Annotated in this window: 17 protein-coding genes; 10 read left to right on the top strand and 7 right to left on the bottom strand. The window is 60.8% G+C overall.

Features of this window, described 5'->3' with window-relative positions:
* Positions 1-6 precede the first annotated feature (6 nt).
* The 9 genes from HS101_10985 to HS101_10945 are packed head-to-tail and all read left to right on the top strand — an operon-like array spanning position 7 to position 11,818.
* Positions 7-2,034 carry a secretin and TonB N-terminal domain-containing protein gene (locus HS101_10985; GenBank protein ID MBE7506795.1) on the top strand — a complete coding sequence of 676 codons (2,028 nt, stop codon included), beginning with the start codon at positions 7-9 and terminating at the stop codon, positions 2,032-2,034.
* Entirely contained in the window at positions 2,031-3,368 is a 1,338-nt protein-coding gene (locus HS101_10980) for a tetratricopeptide repeat protein (GenBank protein MBE7506794.1), read from the top strand. Before HS101_10985 ends, HS101_10980 begins: the two co-directional genes overlap by 4 nt.
* On the top strand, positions 3,365-4,972 hold the full coding sequence (locus HS101_10975) for a PAS domain-containing protein (protein MBE7506793.1): 1,608 nt from the start codon (positions 3,365-3,367) through the stop codon (positions 4,970-4,972). The genes HS101_10980 and HS101_10975 overlap by 4 nt, the downstream gene beginning before the upstream one ends.
* Before the next feature lie 29 nt (positions 4,973-5,001).
* Positions 5,002-5,412, top strand: a complete 411-nt coding sequence (locus HS101_10970) for a response regulator (protein ID MBE7506792.1) — start codon at positions 5,002-5,004, stop codon at positions 5,410-5,412.
* A gap of 47 nt (positions 5,413-5,459) precedes the next feature.
* On the top strand, positions 5,460-7,229 hold the full coding sequence (locus HS101_10965; GenBank protein MBE7506791.1) for an HD domain-containing protein: 1,770 nt from the start codon (positions 5,460-5,462) through the stop codon (positions 7,227-7,229).
* 31 nt (positions 7,230-7,260) lie between these two features.
* A complete protein-coding gene (locus HS101_10960) occupies positions 7,261-7,602 on the top strand; it encodes an STAS domain-containing protein (GenBank protein ID MBE7506790.1) in 342 nt (113 codons plus the stop codon).
* Between the two features lie 35 nt (positions 7,603-7,637).
* On the top strand, positions 7,638-9,353 hold the full coding sequence (tadA, locus tag HS101_10955; protein ID MBE7506789.1) for a Flp pilus assembly complex ATPase component TadA: 1,716 nt from the start codon (positions 7,638-7,640) through the stop codon (positions 9,351-9,353).
* Positions 9,346-10,566, top strand: coding sequence for a PilT/PilU family type 4a pilus ATPase (locus tag HS101_10950; protein MBE7506788.1), 1,221 nt, complete (start codon positions 9,346-9,348; stop codon positions 10,564-10,566). Before tadA ends, HS101_10950 begins: the two co-directional genes overlap by 8 nt.
* Before the next feature lie 13 nt (positions 10,567-10,579).
* Positions 10,580-11,818, top strand: a complete 1,239-nt coding sequence (locus HS101_10945; GenBank protein MBE7506787.1) for a type II secretion system F family protein — start codon at positions 10,580-10,582, stop codon at positions 11,816-11,818.
* 26 nt (positions 11,819-11,844) lie between these two features.
* Here the strand turns inward: HS101_10945 and HS101_10940 are convergent, their stop codons facing one another.
* The 6 genes from HS101_10940 to HS101_10915 all read right to left on the bottom strand — a co-directional run bounded on the left by HS101_10940 (position 11,845) and on the right by HS101_10915 (position 18,027).
* Complete coding sequence (locus tag HS101_10940; protein MBE7506786.1) at positions 11,845-12,696, bottom strand: type II secretion system protein; 852 nt, start codon at positions 12,694-12,696, stop codon at positions 11,845-11,847.
* 43 nt (positions 12,697-12,739) lie between these two features.
* Complete coding sequence (locus tag HS101_10935; GenBank protein MBE7506785.1) at positions 12,740-13,141, bottom strand: hypothetical protein; 402 nt, start codon at positions 13,139-13,141, stop codon at positions 12,740-12,742.
* A gap of 162 nt (positions 13,142-13,303) precedes the next feature.
* Positions 13,304-13,960 (bottom strand): hypothetical protein, encoded by a 657-nt coding sequence (locus tag HS101_10930; protein MBE7506784.1) that lies wholly within the window; start codon positions 13,958-13,960, stop codon positions 13,304-13,306.
* 30 nt (positions 13,961-13,990) lie between these two features.
* Complete coding sequence (locus tag HS101_10925) at positions 13,991-14,242, bottom strand: hypothetical protein (protein MBE7506783.1); 252 nt, start codon at positions 14,240-14,242, stop codon at positions 13,991-13,993.
* A gap of 210 nt (positions 14,243-14,452) precedes the next feature.
* Positions 14,453-14,869, bottom strand: a complete 417-nt coding sequence (locus HS101_10920) for a hypothetical protein (GenBank protein MBE7506782.1) — start codon at positions 14,867-14,869, stop codon at positions 14,453-14,455.
* A 350-nt stretch (positions 14,870-15,219) separates the two neighbouring features.
* Complete coding sequence (locus HS101_10915; protein MBE7506781.1) at positions 15,220-18,027, bottom strand: zinc-dependent metalloprotease; 2,808 nt, start codon at positions 18,025-18,027, stop codon at positions 15,220-15,222.
* 790 nt (positions 18,028-18,817) lie between these two features.
* Here HS101_10915 and topA point away from each other — a divergent pair.
* On the top strand, positions 18,818-21,958 hold the full coding sequence (gene topA / locus HS101_10910; protein ID MBE7506780.1) for a type I DNA topoisomerase: 3,141 nt from the start codon (positions 18,818-18,820) through the stop codon (positions 21,956-21,958).
* Positions 21,959-22,460: 502 nt separating this feature from the next.
* On the opposite strand, the gene HS101_10905 is transcribed toward topA, so the two are convergent.
* Positions 22,461-23,294 (bottom strand): hypothetical protein, encoded by an 834-nt coding sequence (locus HS101_10905; GenBank protein ID MBE7506779.1) that lies wholly within the window; start codon positions 23,292-23,294, stop codon positions 22,461-22,463.
* Between the last annotated feature and the right edge of the window lie 140 nt (positions 23,295-23,434).

Here is a 23,434-nt window from a genome sequence, read left to right as displayed (position 1 = left end):
GTTCGTATGTCTATCGTCTCAGAATCTACATCCCGGCGCAATCGGCAAACCACTTTGCCGGCACACGCGGCGCCGCGACACGGCCGGACCGGCTTCGTCGACCTGAATCGCCGACGGCGCGCGATCTTCGTGCTGTCATCACTCTGCGCGGCTTCTCTGTTCACGTTTGGCGGAGGAACTGAGGCGCAGGAGCCGGATACGACCATCTCACCTGACATGTTGAACGGCACGGTGCACGAGCCCGAGGCGAAGGCTGCACCCGCTGCGAAGCCCGAGACGGAGCAGTTCGTCCGCGTCGGTCTCGACGATCGCGTGACGATGCACGTGTCGGGACTGCCCATCGCCGACGCACTTCGGATGCTGTCGGAGCCGTCGAAGCGGAACATCGTGCTGTCAAGCAATGCGACGGGAACGGTCACGGCCAGCCTCTACAGCGTGACCTTCGATCAGGCGCTGGATGCAATGCTCGTTTCCAACGGGCTCGGGTACCGACAAGAGGGGAACTTCATTTTCGTTCACCCGATCGACGAGCTGTCGAAGCTTCAGCAGTCCCAGCGCCGCGTTGTGTCCAAAGTCTTCAAGCTGACCTATCTCAATGCCGCCGCGGCCAAGGAACTGATTGCCCCGCTGCTGAGCACGTCGGGCAAACTCGCGACGACCCCGCCATCCACACGAGGCCTTGGCGGCGAGACGGGACCCGAGGACACGGAAGGCGATGCCACGGCGTCCGGCGACATCATCGTCGTGACCGACTTCGAAGACATCATCGAAAACGTCAGCCAGGTCATCGCCGATCTGGATACGCGGCCCGAACAGGTGCTGATTGAGGCCACGATCCTTCGCGCGACGCTCAATGAAGACAACTCGCTGGGTATCGACTTCACCACCGTCGGCGGGATCGACTTCTCCCAGCTCTCGAGCGTGAGCCCGGCGGCGCAGTCGATCACCACCGGCAACATCCCGACGCCGCAGCTCAACAACACCAACTTTACGGTGCGCACCGATCTGAACGGTGGGCTGCCCGACGGCGGGTTTACGTTCGGCATCCTCAAGGACCAGATAGGTGTATTCGTCCGGGCGCTGGAGCAGATTACCGACACGGACATTCTGGCCAATCCCAAGCTGCTCGCGCTGAATAAGCAGGTCGGCCAGGTCATCGTCGGTCGACGCGACGGCTATCTGACGACCACGATCACGGAGACGACGGCCATTCAGACCGTTGAGTTTCTTGAGACCGGCACGGTGCTTACGTTCCGCCCGTTCATCGGCAAGGACGGCATCGTCCGAATGGAGATTCATCCCAAGGATTCGACCGGCGGATTGACCGAGGCGAACCTGCCGTTTGAGCAGACGACCGAAGTGACGACCAACATTCTTGTACGCGACGGGCGCACGATCCTCATCGGCGGGTTGTTCCGCGAGGTCGGCACCGCGACGCGCGGGCAGGTGCCGCTATTGGGGAACATTCCCGTGGCGGGCGCGCTCTTCCGCAGAACGCGAGACGCGACGGTCCGCGAAGAAGTCATCGTTCTACTGACGGTCCACATCCTCAAGGGCGAGGCCGACGAGAAAGCGTCGGGGGCCGTGGCCGAGGATATCGAGCGGTATCGGGCGGGCGCTCGCCAGGGCGTTCAGTGGTTCGGGCGCGAGCGCCTGAGCCAGGCTCACTATCGATGGGCGACGGAACACATGGCGCGCGGCGACATCGAAAAGGCAATCTGGGATGCGCAACTGGCCGTCAACGCATACCCGCAGCATCTGCATGCCATCAAGCTGAAGGAAGAACTCCTGGGCAAGCGGCTGTGGGAGTCGGAGGCATCGAGCATTCGCGGATTCGTTCGCGACCGCATTGAGAGCGAATCCGGCGCCGTTACCCCCCCGTTCGGGCGACCCGGCCCGCCGTTTGAATTGCCAAGCGGCCTTGAGGGCCCCATCGGCGAAGAGGACGGACCGGGGACCAGTTCAGGACCCGCGGACAAGAGCGAATCGGACGGCGCATCCCCTGAGGACGCAAAGCGGGAGGAATTGCCATGACCCGAATACTCCGAGATGCAGTAAGGCAGCCGTTGCGCCTGATCGCGCTTACGGTTGCCCTTTCAAGTTCGGCGTGTAGTCGCATCGACAGCACCCTTCTTTCGACGCACATGGAAAACAATCAGCGCGCCGCAGCCAAGGAGCGCTGGGACTCGGTGCGCGGAAGCGTCAAGCTACAACTGGCCGAAGGGCATCTTAAGGCAGGACGTCTCGAAGCCGCCGAGAAGGCGCTCGATGAAGCATTGGCGATGATGCCGAACGATCCAAACGCATATCTCATCGCCGCACGCATTCGGCTTGCCCAGGGACAGATCGGCGAAGCCCGTCAGGCTGTCGCTTTTGCGGCGGCACTGAGTCCGGGCGATCCGGAGATTCACTACCTGGCCGGTCAGATCTCCCAGCGACAGGACGATCTGCCATCGGCGTTTGAGCATTATGCGACGGCCGCGGAGCTTTCGCCGCAGACGGCGGCGTATCTGCTGGCCGAGGCGGAAGTGCTCGTGGCGATGAATCGTCCGACGGACGCGCTCGAGCTCGTTCATCCGCGGCTGATCGATTTCGATCAGAACGTGTCGCTTCGCATGTTGAGCTCGCGCATCGCGCGCATCGTCGGGCTCAGGGGACCCGCGGTCGAGTTCTGCCGCGATGCGCTGCGCATCTGCGACGGAGATAAAAACCTTCAGACGGAGTACGGAAACGTGCTGCACTGGGCAAGCCGGTACGAGGAGGCCATCCGCGTCCTTGAGCCGCTTGCTGAACAAACCGCCGCCGTCATAGAGCCGGCCGCGGAGAACGCATCCAGCGCCGAACAACCGAGCCGGCCGAGCACGTTGCTCATGCTTGCCGACGCTTACCTGAACACGTCGAAGCCGACGAAGGCAATGTCGGCTCTCCGCCGGGTGATGAAGGAATGCCCGGAGAATATGACGGCGTGGCGCGTATATGCCCGGGCAGCGGTGCAGGCCAACGATTTCGAATCGGCCATTGAGTCGCTCGATCACGTGATTGCGAACAGTGCCATGACCTCGGAGACCTGGGTACTGCTAGCTTATGTCGCGCTTCGGAGCGGGGACTCGACGAGGTCGCGCGAGGCCGGCCAGCGCGCCATTCTGGAGGAGCCGGGACTGGCCGCGGCCCATTTTCTCGTCGGCGAGGCCGCGGAGACTGAGGGCGACGTCACGGCCGCGCGCGAGTCGTACCGGCAGGTATTGAAGCTGGAGCCAGATTTTGAACCGGCCGCAAGACGGCTGAACTTGTTGTCCATGAGGGTCGAAGCCGCCAATCCCGAATTCGCGGGCGATTGTCCCGACGATGTCGGCGGAATGGAGCCATGACGCAGACGCAGATCAAACCCTGGTCGCAGGTAGATGACGATGTCGTCACCGGCGATGCGCCGAGCGCGGAGCGCGACGCGCCGCGGCCGGAGCTGACGCCGTCGACGCCCTATCGCGCCGCGACAGGCAAGCCGGCAGGCGTTCGGGCGTACATCGCTCAACTCAGGGCGATCCACGCGATTGTGCCTCTGGCGATCGCCGCATGCTGGCTCCTGTCTGGAATGGCGTTTGGATTCTGGGGGGGCGGATTCAGCCGCGGCGCACAATTCGGCATGTTTACCCTCAACGGTCTGGCGATCGCGATCGTGATGTTCTCATGGCGTGCGCGCAAAGACCGCATCACGGAACTGCGCATCGCCCTGGATCGAATCGGCCGCGAGCGCGCTGATGTCGCGCCGCCTCCTTCGATCGACGATGAACTCCAGCAGGTGTGGTCGGCGGTCGAGCAGCACGCCACGTCGCTGAGCGGCCAGTTGCAGAGAATCAAGTCCGACCAGAAGCAGATGGAACTTGCCCTGAGCCTTTCCGGGGTACAGAAGCAGCAGGCCGAGGCCGTGCTTCGGGCGATCTCGGACCCGGTGCTGGTCACCGACGCATACGATCAACTGGTCCAGGTGAATCCGGCCGCGGAAGAGCTGTTCGGCATCAAGGGCGACCAGTCCACCCGCATGCCGGTTTCGGAGATCATCAGCGACGAGAAAATCGTCGCCGCGATCCGAGACTCGCGCGAGGCCGAGGTGCGCGTCGCCAAACGGCGGATTGAAATCGACATCGGCGACCGCGTCTTTGCGATGACACTCTCCCCCATCGGGTCGCACACGTCCGGCGGGATGGCCGGGGTCGAGTCGCACGGGGTCGTTTGCCTGATGCGCGACATCACGAAGGACCGGCTCGCAGCGCGCATGAAGAGCGAATTCGTGGCCCAGGTCGCGCACGAGCTTCGGACGCCGCTTTCGTCGATTCGGGCGTACGTGGAAATGCTCGTGGACGGCGAGGCCAGCGACGAAAAGACGCGGAACGAATACTACGGAATCATCGACGCGTCCGCCGATCGGCTGGGCCGGCTCATCGACAACATGCTGAACATCAGCCGCATCGAGGCCGGGACGGTCCGCATCAGCAAAGAGGCGGTGTCGCTTTCCATCGTCGCGAAGGAAGCGTGCGATCTGATGCGTCCGGCCGCCGAGGAGAAGAGCATCACGCTGACCGAGGAACTGACGCCGACGATGTATCAGGTGATGGCGGATCGCGACCTGATCTACCAGGCGATTCTCAATCTTTTGTCCAACGCCGTGAAGTACACGCCCAGCGGCGGGAGCGTCCAGCTTCGCATGTTGCCGCTGGATGTGAACAAGTCGATTCGCATCGAGGTCACCGATACGGGATTGGGGATACCCAAGGAAGACCTACCCAGGATGTTCCAGAAGTTCTTCCGGGTCGAGGCCAACAAGCAACTGGCCAAGGGCACGGGCCTCGGGCTGAACCTGGTGAAGCAGATCGTGGAGACGGTCCACGGCGGCGAGCTGACGCTGACCAGCGAGGTCGGCAAAGGGAGCACATTCGGTATAGTGCTGCCGCTTGCGGGGGAGAACACGAAGAACTGATCTTCAAAGATCGCACATGGGGATACTTTATGAGTGCTGAAAGAATCCTGGTTTGTGATGACGAGCCGCACATCCTGCATGTTGTCTCGGCCAAACTCAGGCATGCAGATTTCGAGGTTCTGACCGCGGCCGACGGCGCCGAAGGACTGGAGATCGCCCAGACGGAGATTCCGGACCTGGTCGTCACCGATTATCAAATGCCGCTGCTAAGCGGGCTGGAGCTCTGCGCGAAGATGCGAGCCGATTCACGCACCAGCCACATTCCGGCGATCATGCTGACGGCCCGAGGATTCTCGCTCAACGAGCAGGAGCTGGGCCGAACGAACATCAAGAAGGTTCTCATCAAGCCCTTTTCGCCGCGCGAAGTACTGAGCACCGTGCGACAAGTGATCGAGGGCGCCGGCAATGCCGTCGCGTCGGACCTGAATGCAGGCGTTTAGCCGCCGAGAGGTTTTTTGTGCCGTCTACCACGAGAAGATCACAGGGCATGACCACCACTCTGGAGAGCCAGGGACGAATCCCGCTCCCCAGGGTCACCTGGCCACTGTCGCCCGACGGTTTCGATCGACTCGCGCTACACTGGCGTCAGTCCGGTCTGTGGCTCTCACTCTGGAGCAGTGACGGACAGGCCATACTGTGGGACAAGGACGGCTCGCAGTTCTGGAACACGCTCTGGTCGCGCAAGGGGACATTCGCCGCCGGCCTCACCGAGTTCGTCCGCGCATGTACCCAAAAGTTGGGCGCGGGCAATCCCGTCGCAACGATCGACTTCGGCCCCGGCCCCTGGCCCGATGATCTGCGGTTCGCGGTCGCGATGATTCACCGTCGACAGCGACCATTGGGGGCGATCGTCGGCGCGTACCTCAAGTCTGATCTTCGCGGTGAGTCGTTTGCGCGGCTGTGCAGCGCGTGCAATCTCGATCTGACCGCGATGCAGACGAGCGCACAAGGCGAGCGACGCATTGCCGACGAACAGGAAGCGTCGGTTGTCGACCTACTGCGGCTCACCGTCGAGCAGGCTCGCCAGATCGACGTCGCGGCCGAAGAATCCGATCTTCTCGTTCAGAACCTGCAGAATACCTACGAGGAACTGAACCTCATCTATCGAATCAGCACGCAGATGGGTCTCCCGCAGCGGCCGCAGAAGCTCCTTCACGCCATCGGCGAGCAGGTCAACGAGGTGTCCCGGGCCGCCGCTATTGCGTTTGTTCTGACCGAGGGTCAATCGGCCGGCGAAGTTCGAAATGTGCCCGCCACACTTGACGCGAATTCACTGAGCGATCGCGTGGTTTGTGTCGGCGAGCTCGACGCGGGCGCCGACGCACTGAGCCTGCTGAAGCTGGCCGAAGCCTGCAATCTCGACCCGGTCAAGACGCCCAGCCATGTGCTGCTCAACGACGCAGCCTCGCGGCCTGAACTTGCCTGGGCAAGTTCATGGCTTCGACATGCAGTCGCCCTGCCGCTATGGAATCATCAAAAGCTTCTCGGCGTCATGCTCGCCCTGAACTGCCCCGACGGCGGAGACTTTACCTCGGTCGATGTGCAGCTCTTTCGAGCCGTCGGAGATCGCATCAAGTCATTCCTCGAGAACCAGACGCTCTACGATGACCTGACCGACCTCCTCATGGGCCTGTTGCACTCGATTGTCAACAGCGTCGATGCCAAGGACCCTTACACCTACGGCCACTCCGAGCGCGTCGCGTTCCTGAGTCGCGCACTGGCCAGGGCGGCGCAGCTGTCACCGACGGACTGCGAGCGGGTGTACCTCGCCGGACTTCTGCACGACGTGGGGAAGATCGGCGTGCCGGACGCCATTCTCTGCAAGCCTGGAAAATTGACCGACGAAGAATTCGACGCGCTGAAGAAGCATCCGGAAATCGGCGTGCGAATTCTCTCGCCGGTTCGACAGACGCGCGACCTGATGCCCGGCGTTCTCTATCACCACGAGCGGATGGACGGTCGCGGATATCCGGACGGACTTGCCGGTAGAGCGATCCCGCTGATCGGGCGGATCATCTGCCTGGCCGACTGCTTTGATGCGATGACGACGAACCGGACTTACCGGTCGGCGCTTCCGTTTCACGTGGCGATCTCGGAAGTCCGGCGGTGTGCCGGAACGCAGTTCGACCCGCACCTGGCGGAGCTTTTCGTCAAGCTCGATCTTGAAAAGCTCTTCAAGGAGGCGCGGGCGTGCTCAGGCAGTGACGCGACCATTTCGCACCTGGGCGCGCTGCACGCCGTGCTGAATCCGAATTGAAGGGGATCGTCTTTTTTAGAATCTGGAGCCCATGAAGATGCCGACCAGCATCACCCATTATGGAAGCGTGACGGTATGCAGCGTCACTGAAGACCTCGCCGGCGAAAATACCGAGGAGTTCGCGAACCACGTGAAGAAACTCGAGTCGGAGGGTCGGCACGACGTCGTAGTCGATTTCGCGGGAGCCGATGCCATCGACAGCCGGGGCCTTGAGCTGCTGCTGGAGTTGCAGTCTCAATGCGAGAACGGGCTCGGCCGCATCCGGTTGTGCGGACTGAACCAGACGGTCCAGAAGGTGCTTGAGATCACGAGATTGTCGCGAAGGTTTGAGGTTTGCGCCGATATTGATGCCGCCGTCAGAAGCTTTGCGTGATATTGGTTTAGCCCGAAACGAAAAGAGCCGTCGAAATGCAATCAACGCTCGCGAAGGCAGGCAAGAAGCAATTGGGGCAGATCCTTCTGAAGAAGGGGCTGCTGACCGAGGAGCAGCTTGAGCGCGCCATCGAAGAGCAGCAGTCCAGCCGCAATAAGAAGCTCCTGGGCGAAGTCATCATCGAACTCGGACTTGCCGGCGAGGATCAGGTCGTCGAGGCGCTCGCCGAGGCGTATAACGTTCCCTACGCCAAGCTGACGCCGCGACTGGTCGATCCGCGCGTGATCGATCTGATCCCGAGAGAGTTTCTTGAGAAACACGGCATCTTGCCGCTGTTCCTGGTTCAGGGCGTTCTGACCGTCGCCATGAGCGAACCGGCCAACGTGTTTCTGCTCGAGGAGATCGGGCGCATCACCACCCATACGGTGCAGGTCGTCGCCGTCTCAGGCGCCGACATCCAGGCGATTCTCGCCCAGTACGTTAAGAGCGCCAACGTCTTCGTCATTGACGACATCATCGAGGACGTGTCGGCCGACACTTTCGAGCTGATTGAGACGAAGGTCGATGACATCACCAGCCTCGAAGGCATGGCGGGCGATTCGCCGGTCATCAAGCTGGTGAACTTCCTGATCTACAGCGCGGTCAAGGAAGGCGCGAGCGATATTCACATCGAGCCCGACGAGACGTGCCTGCGCATCCGGAATCGCGTCGACGGCGTGCTGTATGAAAAGCTCAATCCGCCGGCGCAGATGATGGCGCCGGTTGTTTCGCGCATCAAAATCATGGCCGGGCTCGACATCGCCGAGCGCCGGCTTCCGCAGGACGGCGGCATTCACGTCATGATGGAAGGCCGCCCCATCGACCTTCGCGTCAGCACGCTGCCCAACATGCAGGGCGAGAAGGTCGTTATTCGAATCATCGATAACTCGAAGATTCTGGTGAACATGGAGACGCTCGGCTTCTCCATCGACCTGCTGAAGGCCTTCCGCACGCAACTGCTGCATCCGCACGGACTCGTCCTCGTCACGGGCCCCACGGGATCGGGCAAAAGCACGACGCTTTACGCCGCGCTGATGGAGATCAACTCGCCGGAGCGAAACGTCTGCACGGTGGAAGACCCCATTGAGTACAACCTTCGCCGGATCAACCAGTTTCAGGTCAACGAAAAGATCGGGCTGAAATTCGCCACGGTTCTGCGGGCCCTCCTGCGACAGGACCCGGACGTGATCATGGTTGGTGAGATTCGAGATGATGACACGGCGCGGACGGCGGTCCAGGCCGCGCTCACGGGCCACATGGTGCTCTCAACCCTGCACACCAACGACGCCGTCTCCGCCATCACCAGACTGCACAACATCGGCGTTGAGGGGTATCTCATCGCCGCCGCGCTGGAGGCGGTGCTCGCCCAGCGCTTGGTGCGAAAGATCTGCCCGTCGTGCAAGGAGCCGCAGGAGCCGACGCCCAACACGCGACACGCCATGCAAAAGCTCGGGTACGACGTCGAGTCGCTGATGGTCGGAAAGGGCTGTGCCAAATGTCACGGCACCGGGTATTCGGGGCGTGTCGGCATTCACGAACTATTCATTCCCGATGACGCGCTGCGCCAGGCCATCTCCGACGGAGCGCCGCTCCAGGAGCTTCGCAAGGTGGCGCTGAGCGCCAAGATGTGCACCCTTTACGAGGACGGCATGTTGAAAGCGAAGGCGGGTATCACGACTGTCGAGGAGGTGTTCCGTGTCTGTGCTGCATGAGCCCCCCCGTACCGATACCGAGAGCCGGGCTGCAACTCGCGCCGGCGGCGACTGCCCCACCCGTGAGGACGGCTATGTCCGCGGGCTTCTCAAGCGGCTGATCGACGAGCGCGCCGGCGATCTGATCCTCGTGGCCGATGCGCCGCCGACGATTCATGTGAATGGAAAGTGGAAGGCGCTGGAGTTGCCGGCAGTACCGGCCGTGGAACTGGACGCCCACCTGAAGGCGTTGCTGACTCCGCATCAGATCGAGCGGCTTGAAGAGGCGAAGGACCTCGACTTCGCGATTGAGCTGGACGGCGCCGGCCGATGTCGTGCGAATATTCACTATCAGCGCGGGACCCTCGCGGCGGCATTTCGCTCCATTCCCCGGGACGTTCCAACGTTTGAATCACTGAATCTTCCCGAGCAGGTTCTTTCGTTCGCTGACTATCCAAACGGGCTCGTTCTCGTCACGGGCGGCACGGGACAGGGCAAGAGCACCACGCTGGCGACGCTGATCGATCACATCAATCACACCCGCGCCGCGCACGTCATCACCATCGAGGACCCGGTCGAGTTCGCCTTCACCAACGACCAGTGCCTCATCGAGCAGCGCGAGATCGGCTCGGACAGCCCGACGTTCGCCTCGGCATTGCGGCACGTCTTGAGGCAGCGACCGGATGTGATCGTGATCGGGGAGCTGCGCGATCTGGAGACGATCTCCACCGCGCTGACCGCCGCGGAGACCGGGCACCTGGTCTTCGGAAGCCTGCATACGTCCAGCACGTCGCAGACGCTGGCCCGATTGATTGACGTTTTCACTCCGATGCAGCAGGGGCAGATTCGCGTCCAGCTCGCGGCCTCATTGCGGGCCATCGTGTGTCAGACCCTCCTGCGCGACGAGATGAACGAGACGCTGATCCCGGCCACGGAAATCCTTGTCGCCACCACCGGCATTCGACGGGCCCTGCGCGAGAACGAGACCCACTTGATTAACTCGATGATCGAGACAGGCCGCAGCCTGGGCATGCACACCCTGGAGCAGAATCTCGCGGAGCTCGTCCATTCCGGTCGCATAGATAAGGACTCCGCCCTCGCGGCGACGACCGATCGTGCACGGCTGTCGCGGCTCATCGGTGACTCCGTGGACACGGATGAGCTTCGCGCCGGGTTACGCGCTGCCAACAGAAAGGCGAGCGAGTCGATTCCCTGGGCGGAACAAGCGGACTGACCTGGAGACTCTGATGCCTGTTTTCGCATATGTTGCGCGCGACAACACCGGAAAGATGGTGGAGGGCGACGTCACAGCCGCCTCCCCCGTCGAGGCGGCGAAGCTGGTCCGCAACGAGGGCCGCTTTGTCGTCAAGGTGACGGCTCGCGGCAAGGCGACCAAAGCCGCCGCAGCAGCAGCACCAACCGCGCGGACGTCCAATTTTTTTAACAGAAAGAAATTTCGCCCGGACGACCTGATCTTCTTCACGCGGCAGCTCGCGGTCATGACGGAGACGGGCGTTTCGATGTCAGAAGCGCTTGAGGCCTGCCGTCATGACGGAAACTCGCCGCGTTTTGCCGAGGCGCTGGACGGCGTCATTGAGCGAGTCGAAGGCGGCGCCGAATTCTCCGCGGCGCTCGCCGAGCATCCGGAAGTCTTCCCGAATCTCTACGTCAGCCTGGTCAAGGCGTCGGAGGCGTCGGGCATGATGGCTCCGATCCTTCGCCGCCTCGCCGATCACATTCAGGATCAGCGAGAACTGAGAAAAAAGATCAAGGGGGCCGTGACCTATCCGATTGTGATGTTTGTATTCGCCATCGGCGTCACCATCTTCCTCATGACCTTCGTCCTGCCCAAATTCAACGCCATCTACGCCGGTCGCGAGGACAAATTGCCCGTCCTCACCAAATACCTGCTGGTATTCAGCGACAACCTCATGACCTACGGCCTCTACGTTTTCGCCGTTGTCGTGATCGGGGGAGGTTCGGCCATTTATTATTTTCTCACCCCGGCAGGTCGCATCAGGCTCGATACCATCAAGCTGGCATTGCCGCTGCTTGGCCCCATGTACCACAAGACCTATCTTGCCCGCAGCCTTCGAACGCTGGGCACCATGATCCAGGCCGGCGTGTCCATGCTCGACAGCGTCCGCCTCACCTCCGGCGTTTGCGGCAGCCCGAAATACGAATCCATGTGGAAGGAAGTCAACGAGCGTCTGGAGCGCGGCCAGCAGCTTTCCGAGTCCCTCGCGGATTACAAACAGGTGCCCAAGGCGATCAACAAAATGCTCGGCGCCGGGGAACGCAGCGGCAAGCTCGGCACCGTCATGGAGAACGTGTCCAGCTTTTGCGAGGCCGAACTGAGCGTGGCCATCAAAACCATGACCAGCCTGCTTGAGCCGGCCATCGTCATGTTTCTCGGCGTGGTAGTCGGCGGTCTTGTTCTGGCCCTTCTGCTGCCGATCTTCACCATCTCCAAGGCAATGCACTAAAGCCTGAGTTCGGCACGGCCCTCAAGCTAGCGAATGGTCGGCCAGATGTCGAAGCCGGTATCGTCGGAGTAGCGCGTGTCGACGTAGCGGAACTCGGCGTGACCATCGAGGAAGCCGAGCGCATACGTGGAAAACTTGCGATGCCAGCCCGGGCCCAGTTTCTGAATTCTGCTCTCGCCGTAGTTTCCACTGCGCGGCCGTGCATCGTACATGTAGTAGTTCATGCAACTCTCGGTGAAGAGCACGAACTTGGCGGCCTCCCCACCGGTCTTCCTGGAGAGCATCTTCTCACCGGTGAGACTGAAAGACGCAAGGTTTCCGTACCAGCCCTCCTCACCGTTCCACGGTGGACCGTTGAGCCAGTACCAATTGATGGCGAAGCTGTTCCCCTGAACCTGCCATGATGAGTATGCGTCCGTCGGGGATAATTCCTCGGGAAGCCTGTCGCCCACGAGCGGGGTGATCCACGACTTGTCCGAGGGGCAAATATAAGACTTGATGGGCGTCGTACCGTCGGCGCCTTTGGCAATGTACTTGTTGAAGGGCCGCTCGCTGGTCTTCAGGATGAAGGTGTCCAACATTCTGAATCTCGGATCCGGGCTGGGCGTCGTGTGCTGGAAACCGCCGTAGCTGTATTCGCTGACCGTGGTGATGCCGCGAAAATTGAAATCAGCGACGTACCACGGCAGGGTTCGCTTGTTCAGATCCTCCATGTACATTTCCGCGGTCTTGGTGAGTGTGCTGAAGTTGGACAGACAATAGGCCACGTTGGCGGCCTCCTTCGCGCCGCTGAGCGCGGGCAGGAGGATTCCGATGAGCACGGAGATGATGGCGATGCTCATCAAGAGCTCGATCAGGGTGAACGCGGATCGTCGCATGAGCCCGTTGTCCTGTCTGCTCGCCGCTTCCTGGACGTGTCGATCAGCCTCCGACGCCGCACTGCGGGCATTGTCCGTTGGCGCCGGTGTCGGTGTATCGAGGATAGTATAACGAATGCCTGGCGCACTTGCTTGCCGGCTGGGCCGACTTTTCACCACATGCGGGGCACACGAAATCGGCACGGCGAGCCTGGGCCGCCAGCGTTCGACCTGCACCGGCGACGCGGCCCAAGTTCCCGGCGGCGCTCTTCATGGGCGCTTTGGCGTATTCGTCATAACTGATCGTCGAATGCTTCTCGCATTTGGTGCAGATAAGGTCCACCGGCCGGGCGTCTGTGGCGACCGGCTCGGCGTCGGGGTTGGAAAGAGACTTCATCACCAGGAGCCCCCCTACCAGGAACAGGACGCAGGTGATGGAGAGCTTGATCGAGTTGGCTCGGTTCACGGCACGGATTCCACGATCCACCAGACGGATCGAAAAACTCGTCTCCCACTGAAACCGCGATTCTAACGAGGAGATTCCCAAAACCAAAGGACGGGATTGAATGACTGGCGCGCAAGGCTGGAGACGGAGGGGATGGGAGTCGCGCCGGAGGCGCTTGGTGCATCAGCCGAAGAGGTGCAACATCGCGTCCACGAGGTCGTCAACGTGGCGGCTGACCATCCACATCGGCAGGAGCAGCAGGGTCACGCCGGCGAGGACCATTCCGGCGCTCATGTTGGAGGGAAGCTGCGAAACCGTGGACAGTTGCCGGTCGATCTCCATGCCGATCAGCGGAACGAGGGCCTCGCTCTTGCTGTCGGTCGGCTCAACGTGCAACGCGACGTTGTGCAGCAAGGGGAACGGGCGCAGCTCGATGCGCAGCGATCCGTCGTCGGCCATCCAGCAGTTTCCCTGACGACGTCCGGCGAGGTCGAGTCGCGTCGTGGCCTGCTCGATCAACCGAACACACTGGCGAAGTGAGATGTTGTAAATCACGAATCCCGCATCGCGCTTGGGAAGGAGATAATAGAAAACCGTAGCAGCCAGGAGCATGCCGCCCGCAAGCGGGACGTACATGCCCGATCGAACGAACTCCGGAACCGGCCAGAGCAAAACGGGCAGGAGGACGCCGGTGAGGGCAAGAAAGTCGGATCGGCTGGTAATGAGGCAGGGTCTGGCGTGGCTGTTGACGAGACCGAGGATGAGGAAATAGAAGGCGATCGGGACAATATTGCCCACGAGCATGAGGACGTCGACGACCTCGTAATTGTCGGTCGGCATGCCTGAATCCCCCGGCATCGGGAAAGAGGGTCAATCTTCCGTGGCGGGCCGATCGACGTGCTCTCCCACATCGGCGACCTTCCGGTATCCGAGGTATTTTAGCACTTCGAGGACTTCGGTCCAACTGGGGAACGGCTTCTTGTTGGCCCGCTTGTATTCGTCCATAGCCATGACGAACTCAAACTGCTCGGAATTGAGCTCGCCTTCCTCGGCGCTTCGGCGGGAATCCGAGCGGCGTCTGCCCGGCCCACGGCGGCGTTCAAGGCCTGCACGGCGGTCCACGGGGGACTCACGTCGATTGTCGGCTCGTCTGTCCTGAGCGTTTTCGCGGGCGTCAGAATTGGGCCGAGGGGTGGTTGCTGCGGGCGTATCCATAGGTCACGTCCTCTCGGCGAGCTGACTGGGCGAGGTTCGATGCGTGCCCCGGCCCGGCCGTTGGCGAACGCGACCGGCAAAAATTGCGCGGCCGCAGGGCATCTCCTCACCTATCGGCTAATCGTCGTATCCAACTTCGAATTCATCGTCTTCATCTTCGTCGTCGTCATCATCTTCGTCTTCGTCGTCGTCCAGATCGTCCTCATCGTCGTCGAACTCGTCGTCGTCGATGTCATCCACTTCTTCGTCGGTGCTGTCTTCGCTCTCCTCGTCCTCGTCGTCTTCGTCGTCGTGGGCCTTGGCCGCAAGAAGCTCCGAGGCCAGGATCATTCGGTCCGGCGGAACGAGCACGGCGATGCCGTAGCCGGCTCCGGGGCGACCGCTTCCTTCCATGCGCGCCGGGATGTCGCTTTCAATAAGGGCCCGCACGCAATCGTTTGCCTCCGCGGTACTACGGGCAAACATCACTTCAACGAGATTTTCGTGGTCGGTGAGATTCATGGAGTCGGCTGTTGTGTTTTCGTTGTGTGTCATCAGTGTCTACTCCTGAAGGAGAAAAATCGCCGCTGAATAATGTGTTCGCGGTTGCGGCACCGCGTGATGCACGCCCTGCCGGCGTGCGGTGAAGTCTCATGTCCTGGAAGATGAATCTTCCACGCTTTCAAAAACGACCGCTACCGGATGATTCAATCGTCCGGTCAAAGCGCAATTCTCTAATCTTCTCGGCTGCGATGTCAAGCGTTTGTTCGGCGGTGAATTTAAGTTTTTCACAGCACAAAAAAAAGCCCCGAACCCAGAGGGGTTCGGGGCATTTGCTGCCGGAGTCCGGCAGGCGGATAAAGGGTCGCGCCGGGGCGGGTCCGCCACCCCCGCGAAAGACTCTATCAACGGCTGGGCAAGATAGTTACGGGCTTTGCGTCATCGGTGGTCCTACCCAGGAAGAACAACCCTCCGCCGCCCGAAAAGACGCCGATCGAGTACTGGGCGTCCAGCACCTTGTCGAGCTGTTTCTGCACGTCGCACAAATGGGCCTCGGTGGCGAGGTCGGCATCACCCGATTTGAGGCACTTGGCGATCCGATCAGAAAGCCGCTTGGCGCAGAGCCGGGCAATGGCATTTGCGTCTGCCGGGACGATGGCGCCCGGCTCGCTGAGGATCAGGTTGATCAGCATCCCGGCGTGCATCCGCTGAAGGTTTCGGCGGAAGCTGGAGATCATGGGCTTCTCGTCGGTGCCCTTTCGGGACTTTTCCTGAAGCTCCGACCAGATGGAATCGCTCAGGGAGGTCATGTGACCGGCCAGGGTGTAGACTTCGTCGTCCTCCTGGAACTTGAGCTGGTTGTCGTGGATGCGACCGATGGTGAACGGATTCATGAGGTTGAAGAGGACGCCGAACTGACTCTGGGCCACGAAATCGTGGATGTTGAATTCCACGCGGAGCGAGAATTCGTCGCTGTCCCAGTGCCAATGGCGGCCGGGCGCCAGGAGGGCGAGGAGCTTGGGGCTGATCTGGAATGCATCCTCGGCAAAGACGTTCTTGCAGCAGAATTCCAGCGACTCCCGCTGCGTCTTGGCATCGACGACCTTCAAGGGAGTGCGGCCGTCCTCATCCCCGCGGTGGTCGCGATTCACGATGACGCCGCCGACGAACCGGGCGACGTACTCACAGGCGCTTCCGCGCTCGAAGAGGAGCCTGCCGAATGCACGGCGAAGTCGGTTGTAGGACTCGCCGTCCTTGACCGCCCATTCGCTGATGTCCTTGAGGAGCGATTCAGCGACGTCGATCTGGAACTCGGCAAACTTCTTAACGTCGCGGCCCATGTCGAAGCGGTTGGAAAGCGGGTCAGGAGAAATGACCCACATGGTGTCTTCATCTGTGCTGTAGTCGAGGCCCGCCTCGGCCACACGGGACGCGACCTTCTTGAGCAGATCTTCTTCACTCTTGTAGGGCTCGCCGACGGGGCGGTAGCCGTACTCAATGGCCCAATAGTCGTAGGGGCCGATGGAGCGGGTGGTGAATGAGCCCTGCTTCTTGTCACGGGCGACGACAATCGAGGGGTTGTAGTCCATGACGGACCCGACGTTGGCCTCGCCGGCCTCGTTGTGGGCCTCGATTTCCTCCATGGGAAGCCAGGTACTGGCCTTGAAGTTGTGACGCAGGCCGAGGCAGTGGCCGACTTCGTGCATCACCACTTCCTTGATGACCTGTCCCATGAAATCTTCGTTGCTGCGGCCCAGTCCCTGACCTTCCAGGGCAATGCCGGCAAACTGCATCTGGTGAGCCATGCCGGCGGCGCATTCGCAGATGGGGCGACCGCGGCGCTGCATGTGCTTCATCAGGTTCGCACGGAATTCGGCCTCCGGATCGTTTTTGAGGCGGACATTGGGCAGAAGGTTCTGAAAGGGCGACCTGAAGGACCACTCCGGATGTGTTCGGAAAAAGTCCTCGGCAATAGGCTCGTAGGGACGCCAGGCCTCGTCATTGCCGGTCATGTTGGCATAGTCCATTTCGTAAAAACGAACCATCGCATCGTCAAAAACGATGTCGGCATCGAAGATCTGGCCGGTGAGCGGATGATCGCGCGAAGGGCCCATCGCGAAACCACGACCCGTGACGATCCAGCGGAAGAAGTTGTAGCGAACGTCTTCGGGATCGAGGTCCTTTGTCTCGGGGTCGTAGTCTTCCTGCTGCTTAACCTCGACGGCATCGAGGAAGCCGCACTTCTCGTAGGCCTTGTTCCATTCGAGGATTCCCTCCTTGACCCAGCGGCGGTACTTGAGCGGCACCGTTTTTTCGATGTACCACTTGATGGGCTCCTTGGGGGCGCTGAGCTTGGCGGAGGGGTCGCGCTTTTCGAGCCTCCATCGATTGATGTAGCGATCGAAAAGCGTCTTGGCGTTGTGCTCCTTCGTCCAGTCCTTGCGCACGGTCATGAAGTAACCGACGCGATCGTCGGCGAGCCGGGGCTTGTAACCCTTGGAGGACTCGGGAATCTTGGAGAGGCTGTAATGGAACAAGGTACGTCGTCCGGAACCGTTGCTCATCAGGGCGAGGTCAGCCGTCAATTCGACGTTTTGCGGGAATGTCTTGTACTTGGCCCACTTGGAAAGCTGCGGATTGACCTGTCCCATGCCCCAGCGTCCGATGCCGGAGAAGTCGCCTTTGAACAATGAATCCAGGTCGATGATCGGGTCCGAGCCCTTCATCGTGAGGATGGAGATGGACTTGAGAATGTCGTCGCCGCCGTAGCTGCGCTTGATGACGTCGGAGAGCGGCTGATCGCCTTCGCCCTCGACATACCGAGGATCAACCCGCATAAGGACGAGGTTCTTGTCCATGCGATCGAAGTAGGCAAGGAAATGGTCGATCTGGAAGCCTGTCGCGACCGGACCGCCCGCCATGCTGGTGGCGATGAGGAACTGCTGACCGATCATGCTTGCGGGAATCTGTGCCCGGAGCGAGTCGGTCTTCTTGTTGTACCAGAGCGGGAAGAACGGCGACTCGGCGGTCGGCACTTCTTCGTAGTCCTTCATTGCTTCATCGAAGGGCGGGAACTCTGGCTTCTCCTTGTCCGGTCCGGCCGAGGCGGGCGGCTTGGCATCCTTGGGCGGCATCGGACGGGCGTCCATTTGAGCCTGCACCGCACCGGTCAAAACGACGACCAGGAATGAGGCGAGTAACTTGCTGTTCATAGAGAACTCCTTGGAAAGCAGACGGTTATTAGCGGGTAATTCTGATCAGCCGGATCGAAGTACGATGCAAACATATGAAGCACGACGGTCGTTCGGGGCTGCCAAACGATTGAAAAAAAAACCTCCCGACAAGTGAAGCTCGCTCGCCCATCCTCTTACGGACGACATGCCCGAGGGTTCCACCCGACAAGGATGATAACGAAAAAAAGGGCAGAAACTCACCTTCCCTATTGGGCGAGCGTGTCTCGCTACATCGAATTGAGTAGCTATCGGCGGCCTTTTCACGAGCGCCAGCAGCGTATGTTGCCTGATATTCGCCATGGCGAAATCAGGGTGCGTGCCCCATCGATTCTCAGTATTGAAATGACGGCTCTCGGCGCCCACGGAGAACGATCGAGCCACGGCTCGCGGCGCATTTGAGCAATCGGCATCGCGCAAGTGGTGCGCAGCGAACGTTTTAGTGCGAATTCGCCTCTCCTGGAAAACGGTGGACGGATGGCTTGGCGGGAACCAAGCCGTCTGTTGTCCCCGGTCGAGTCCTGAATCTCCATAATCTTGGCCCGAAGGGCCAATTGGGGCTTTCTAGGGGGCTGTGATTTGACAAGCAGGACAAAGGAGTGCTAGGTTCCCGACGCTTCGGGGGCTCGGTATTCCGGTACCGGGAGGCTTGATTAGTCGGAGAGTGACCGCCCCCTGCGGCCGATATAGCCCGCATCGGCGACGCCGGAACCATCCGGGCCGGGCGTCGATCGAGTTCTAATGTTTGGACAGATCGAAAGTTAGGTAATTCATGGCCAAGAAGGCTACCAAAAAGTCTACAAAGAAGAGTGATCCGTCGGATGAGGCAGGCAGCGAGCCTCGCGGAAAATCACTCGTGATTGTTGAGTCGCCCGCCAAGGCCAAGACCATCAATAAGTATCTGGGGAAGGATTACGTCGTTCGAGCCTCAAAGGGGCACGTCCGCGACCTCCCGCCGCATCAATACGGGGTGGACCCGGGCCGAAACTTCGAGCCGGTGTACGAAATCCTCCCCAGCCACCAGAAAACGATCAACGAGCTTCTGCAGCTCTCGAAGGACGCGGACATCGTCTATCTCGCGACCGACCTCGACCGGGAAGGGGAAGCGATCGCGTGGCACCTTGCCCAGGCCCTCGACCTCCCGGCCAGAAAAATCAAGCGCGTCATCTTCAATGAGATTACGAAGGGCGCCATCAAGGAGGCGTTCTCCAAGCCGCACGACATCGACATCGCCAAGGTCGATGCCCAGCAGGCAAGGCGCATTCTTGACCGGGTCGTCGGGTACGAACTTTCACCGCTTCTGTGGAAGAAGGTCGCCAAGGGCCTCTCGGCCGGACGGGTTCAGTCGGTCACGGTGCGGCTGATCGTCGATCGCGAACAAGACATCAAGGCATTCGAGCCGCAGGAATACTGGGCCATCGACGGCGTGTTCGCCACCGATGCCAAGAACGCCGCTTCACTGGGTAAGGATTGGCAGGCGTTCATCCGACCAACCGCGAAGGGCTCAGAGCCGCCCACGCAGAAGGATCGTATGGCCTGGCTGGGCGAGCGAGGTTGCTTCGGCGCGGAATTGGTCGAGGTCTCCGGCTCGCCGTTCAAGGCTGAAGGCCGGCTTGAAGGATCGAAGGGCCAGAAATCGTTCGCCAGCGCCATCAATGAAGTGCGGCCGATCGCCGAGGCGATGGGCTTTCACGTCGAGCGCGTAATTGAAGACGTCTGGGAGCAATACACCCACCTGGGGCTCAAGCAGATCGAGATGCTCGGAGAGATCCGCCAGGCCAGCGCGCCGGCATTCTCCGTGAAGTCGATCGAAACCAAGCGGACGCGCACCAAACCGCCGGCGCCCTACACGACGGCCAGCCTCCAGCAGGCCGCCGCCAACCAGCTTCATTTCGCAACCAGCCGGACGATGAAGGTGGCGCAGGCGCTCTACGAAGGCATCGACATCAAGACCGGCGAAGGCAACGTCGGTCTGATTACCTACATGCGAACCGATTCGACCAATCTCTCGGCCGAGTCGGTGCACACCGTTCGCGACTTTGTCGGCAGCAAGTTCGGCGACAAGTATCTACCGGAACAGCCCAATCGTTATGCCAGCGGCAAGTCGGCGCAGGAAGCCCACGAAGCCATTCGCCCGACCGACGTGACACGCACCCCCGACGCCATGCGCGGCCACATGACGCCCGAGCAGCACAAGCTCTACACGCTGATCTGGAATCGATTCGTCGCCTGCCAGATGACCCCCGCCGAGTGGGATTCGACCAATGTGCTGATCAGCGCAAAGACCGACAAGGGCGAGGCCGTCTTCAAGGCCAGCGGCCGCGTCCTCGCCTTTGACGGCTTCTACAAAGTGGTCGGCGTGCCCAAGAGCAGCGATGACCAGCTATTGCCCGCTCTCAAGGAGGGCCAGGCGGTTAACCCGATTGCGATCGAACCCAAGCAGAAGTTCACCGCCCCACCGCCGCGATTCACCGAAGCATCGCTGGTCAAAACGCTCGAGTCCGAAGGCATCGGCAGGCCGAGCACTTACGCGGCGATCATCAAGACGATTCAGGATCGCGGATACGTGGAGCAGGAGGATCGCAAGTTCTACCCCACGCCGCGCGGCGACATCGTCACCGAGAAGCTCTGCGCCCACTTCCCCAAGATCATGGACATCCGCTTCACCAGCGACATCGAGACCGATCTCGACAAGATCGAAGACAAGCAGATGGAGTGGCACGACGTCCTGCACGAATTCTACGACCCCTTCAAAGAAGCGCTCGCCAAGGCGCACGACGAGATGGACGCCGTCCGGGCAGAGCCGAGCGAATATGTCTGCAGCACCTGCGGCAAGCCGATGGTCTACCGGCTGGGCAAGAACGGGCGTTTCCTGGCCTGCACGGGGTACCCTGAATGCAAGGAAGCTCGCAACGTCGATCGCGACGGCAAGCCGATCGAGCCGATCATGGGCACCGAGCCGTGCGAGAAGTGCGGCAAGCCGATGATGGTTCGCAAAAGCAAGTCCGGCCTCTTCCTGGGATGCACCGGCTATCCCGACTGCACGAATACGAAGCCGTGCGATGACGCCGGCGTGGCACTCAAGAAGGTCAGCGCCGAGGACATCAAGGAAAAATGCCCCGAATGCAACGGCCCGATGGCGGTGAAGTGGGCCCGGGGCAAGTCATTCCTGGGATGCACGAAGTATCCGGAGTGCAAGGCGACGAGCCCCATGCCCGAAGGCGTGTTCGTCGAGAAGCCGAAGCCGGAATCGGCCGGTGCCCGATGCGACAAGTGCGGCCGGGAAATGGTGATCCGCAAGAGCCGTCGCGGGCCGTTCCTTTCCTGTGTCGGGTTTCCGCGATGCCGCAACGCCATGGCGATGGAGAAGCTGGACGAACTGAAGCGCAAGGAGGCCGCCGGCGAGATTCCCGAGGCCCCGCCCGAGACCGCCGCCGGAAACGGCCGGACGAGTCGCGCGAAAACCGCCAAGGGCAAAGTAAAACGCCTGACCAAGGAAGAGATCGCCGCCCTGGGGCCCCCGCCGAAGGGATTCGCATGGACGCTCACCGGCAGACCGGTCGTGGAGACATGGCCGGAATCGGGGCTCAAGTGCTTTGAATGCGGCGGCGAAATGACCCTGCGCCAGGGCCGCTTCGGGCCCTTCTTCTCATGCGGCAAGTGTCGGGCAGTCTCAAATCTGCGCGGTGAAGCAAAGAAGAAGGCCGAAGCCGATTCGCCTCAACCGGAACGCGCCAAGCCCATCGAGACGGACGTCACCTGCCCCGATTGCGGGAAGAAGATGCTCCTGCGAATGGGCCGCACCGGCCGCTTCCTGGGATGCAGCGGCTATCCGAAATGCAAGAAAGCAATGGAAGCCCCCCCCGGCCTCCTCCGCGAAGTCGGCGCCGAGCTGGCCGAGTCAAAGGCCTAGTCCATCGAATAAGTGTGCGACGACCAAAGCAGCTTGCCATCTGCGTAGCGTCCGGCGCCTCTGCCGGACGTGAATCGCAAGCAACATTTCCTGATATAAAACGCTGCATCGACGCGCAATCCGCTATGGCGTACGCTGGCCAGTCGCATTCCGGCGCGCTCATCGGCCCGCACAAACAAATCGACAAACGCGGCGTAATCTTGGTCGCCGTATCGGGCCCGCATGCAATCATCGCCAGGATGAACACCGTAATCACAAAGTCCCCCGACGGCTGCCCGTGCAGCGCCTGGCATGCGGGGAGACTAACGACATGGGGGCATCACGTCAGAAAAGTAGAATGTCCACGCCTATTTCCCCCACCCGTCAAAAAAATCATCCTGACACTTCTTAGCTGACACCTTTTCTTAGCTCGGCGAATCAAAGTGCTAACTTAATGGCATTCTAGAATGTCCCGATTTTAGAGAGGGACGCGCAATCTGCACTAGAACCTTTCCAAGCGGACTCACTCGCACCTTGGGGGCATGTGCGGGAGTGTCGGGCCAGTTCGTCCCGTCGCGGCGGGACGATGTTTGAAGAAGAAAATGCAGGCGACGATGAACGCCATCAATACCCCTGATGCCATATAACGGCTGAGTGCCAGACCACCGTGGTCGTGCGGTTTGTCGAGAAAGTCGCCGACGACCGCGCCGAGCGGGCGAGTGAGAACAAACGCCGACCAGAACAACGCCGTCCGCGAGAGCGACGTGGAAAAGCACAAAGCCGCGACGACCAGCAGCAACCCGCCGAAGATCAGCGCGGCGCCGGCGTATCCAAGCCCCAGGCCGGCTGGGTCTTCGGTTTTTCCGTCGGCGACCCAATCGCCCAGCGCGGTCCCCAAAGTCTGAGAGAACATGATCGTCACCCAGTAACACATTTCCGCTTTGGACGTATAAAGGTTTCGGAATGAAATCGTGCCCAGCGTCCGATGCCAGACGAATAGCGACAGCATCAGCAGCGCGAACAACAGCAGCGATCCGCCGGCATATCCGATGCCCAGATCGCGTGTTGAAAAGTCGGCCAGCGTCGTCCCAACGGTGGTGGTGGCGATAATGGTGGCCCAGTACAGAGTCGGATGAAACTCCGTGGCTTTGATCTGCCCGATGACAAGAACCACGAAAAACGTGGCGAAAATAAGCGTCCCGACGACATACCCAAGTTTCATCGACATCGAGACCGCATCGCCCCCGGTCTCACCGAGTGTCGTGGCGGCGATCTTGATGATCCAGAACAGGAGCGTGACTTCAGGAACTTTCGAGTGGACTTCACGACGCGAATCGAGCGGACTGGCTTCAGTCATTTACGTTCCTTCGATGAATCTCATTCAAACATTTTTTCGAGCGAGTCGACCGCTTCGAGCAAAGAATTGCCGTGGGGGACATTCTACTTTTCCGCCTCCATTCTCGTTCGGCATTCTGGAGGCATTCAATCCTCTCAGTT

This window comes from Planctomycetia bacterium, assembly GCA_015075745.1.
Lineage (GTDB): Bacteria > Planctomycetota > Phycisphaerae > UBA1845 > UTPLA1 > UTPLA1.
The sequence above is the reverse complement of the archived record's forward strand: the minus strand, read 5'-3'. Positions and strand labels throughout refer to the sequence as shown.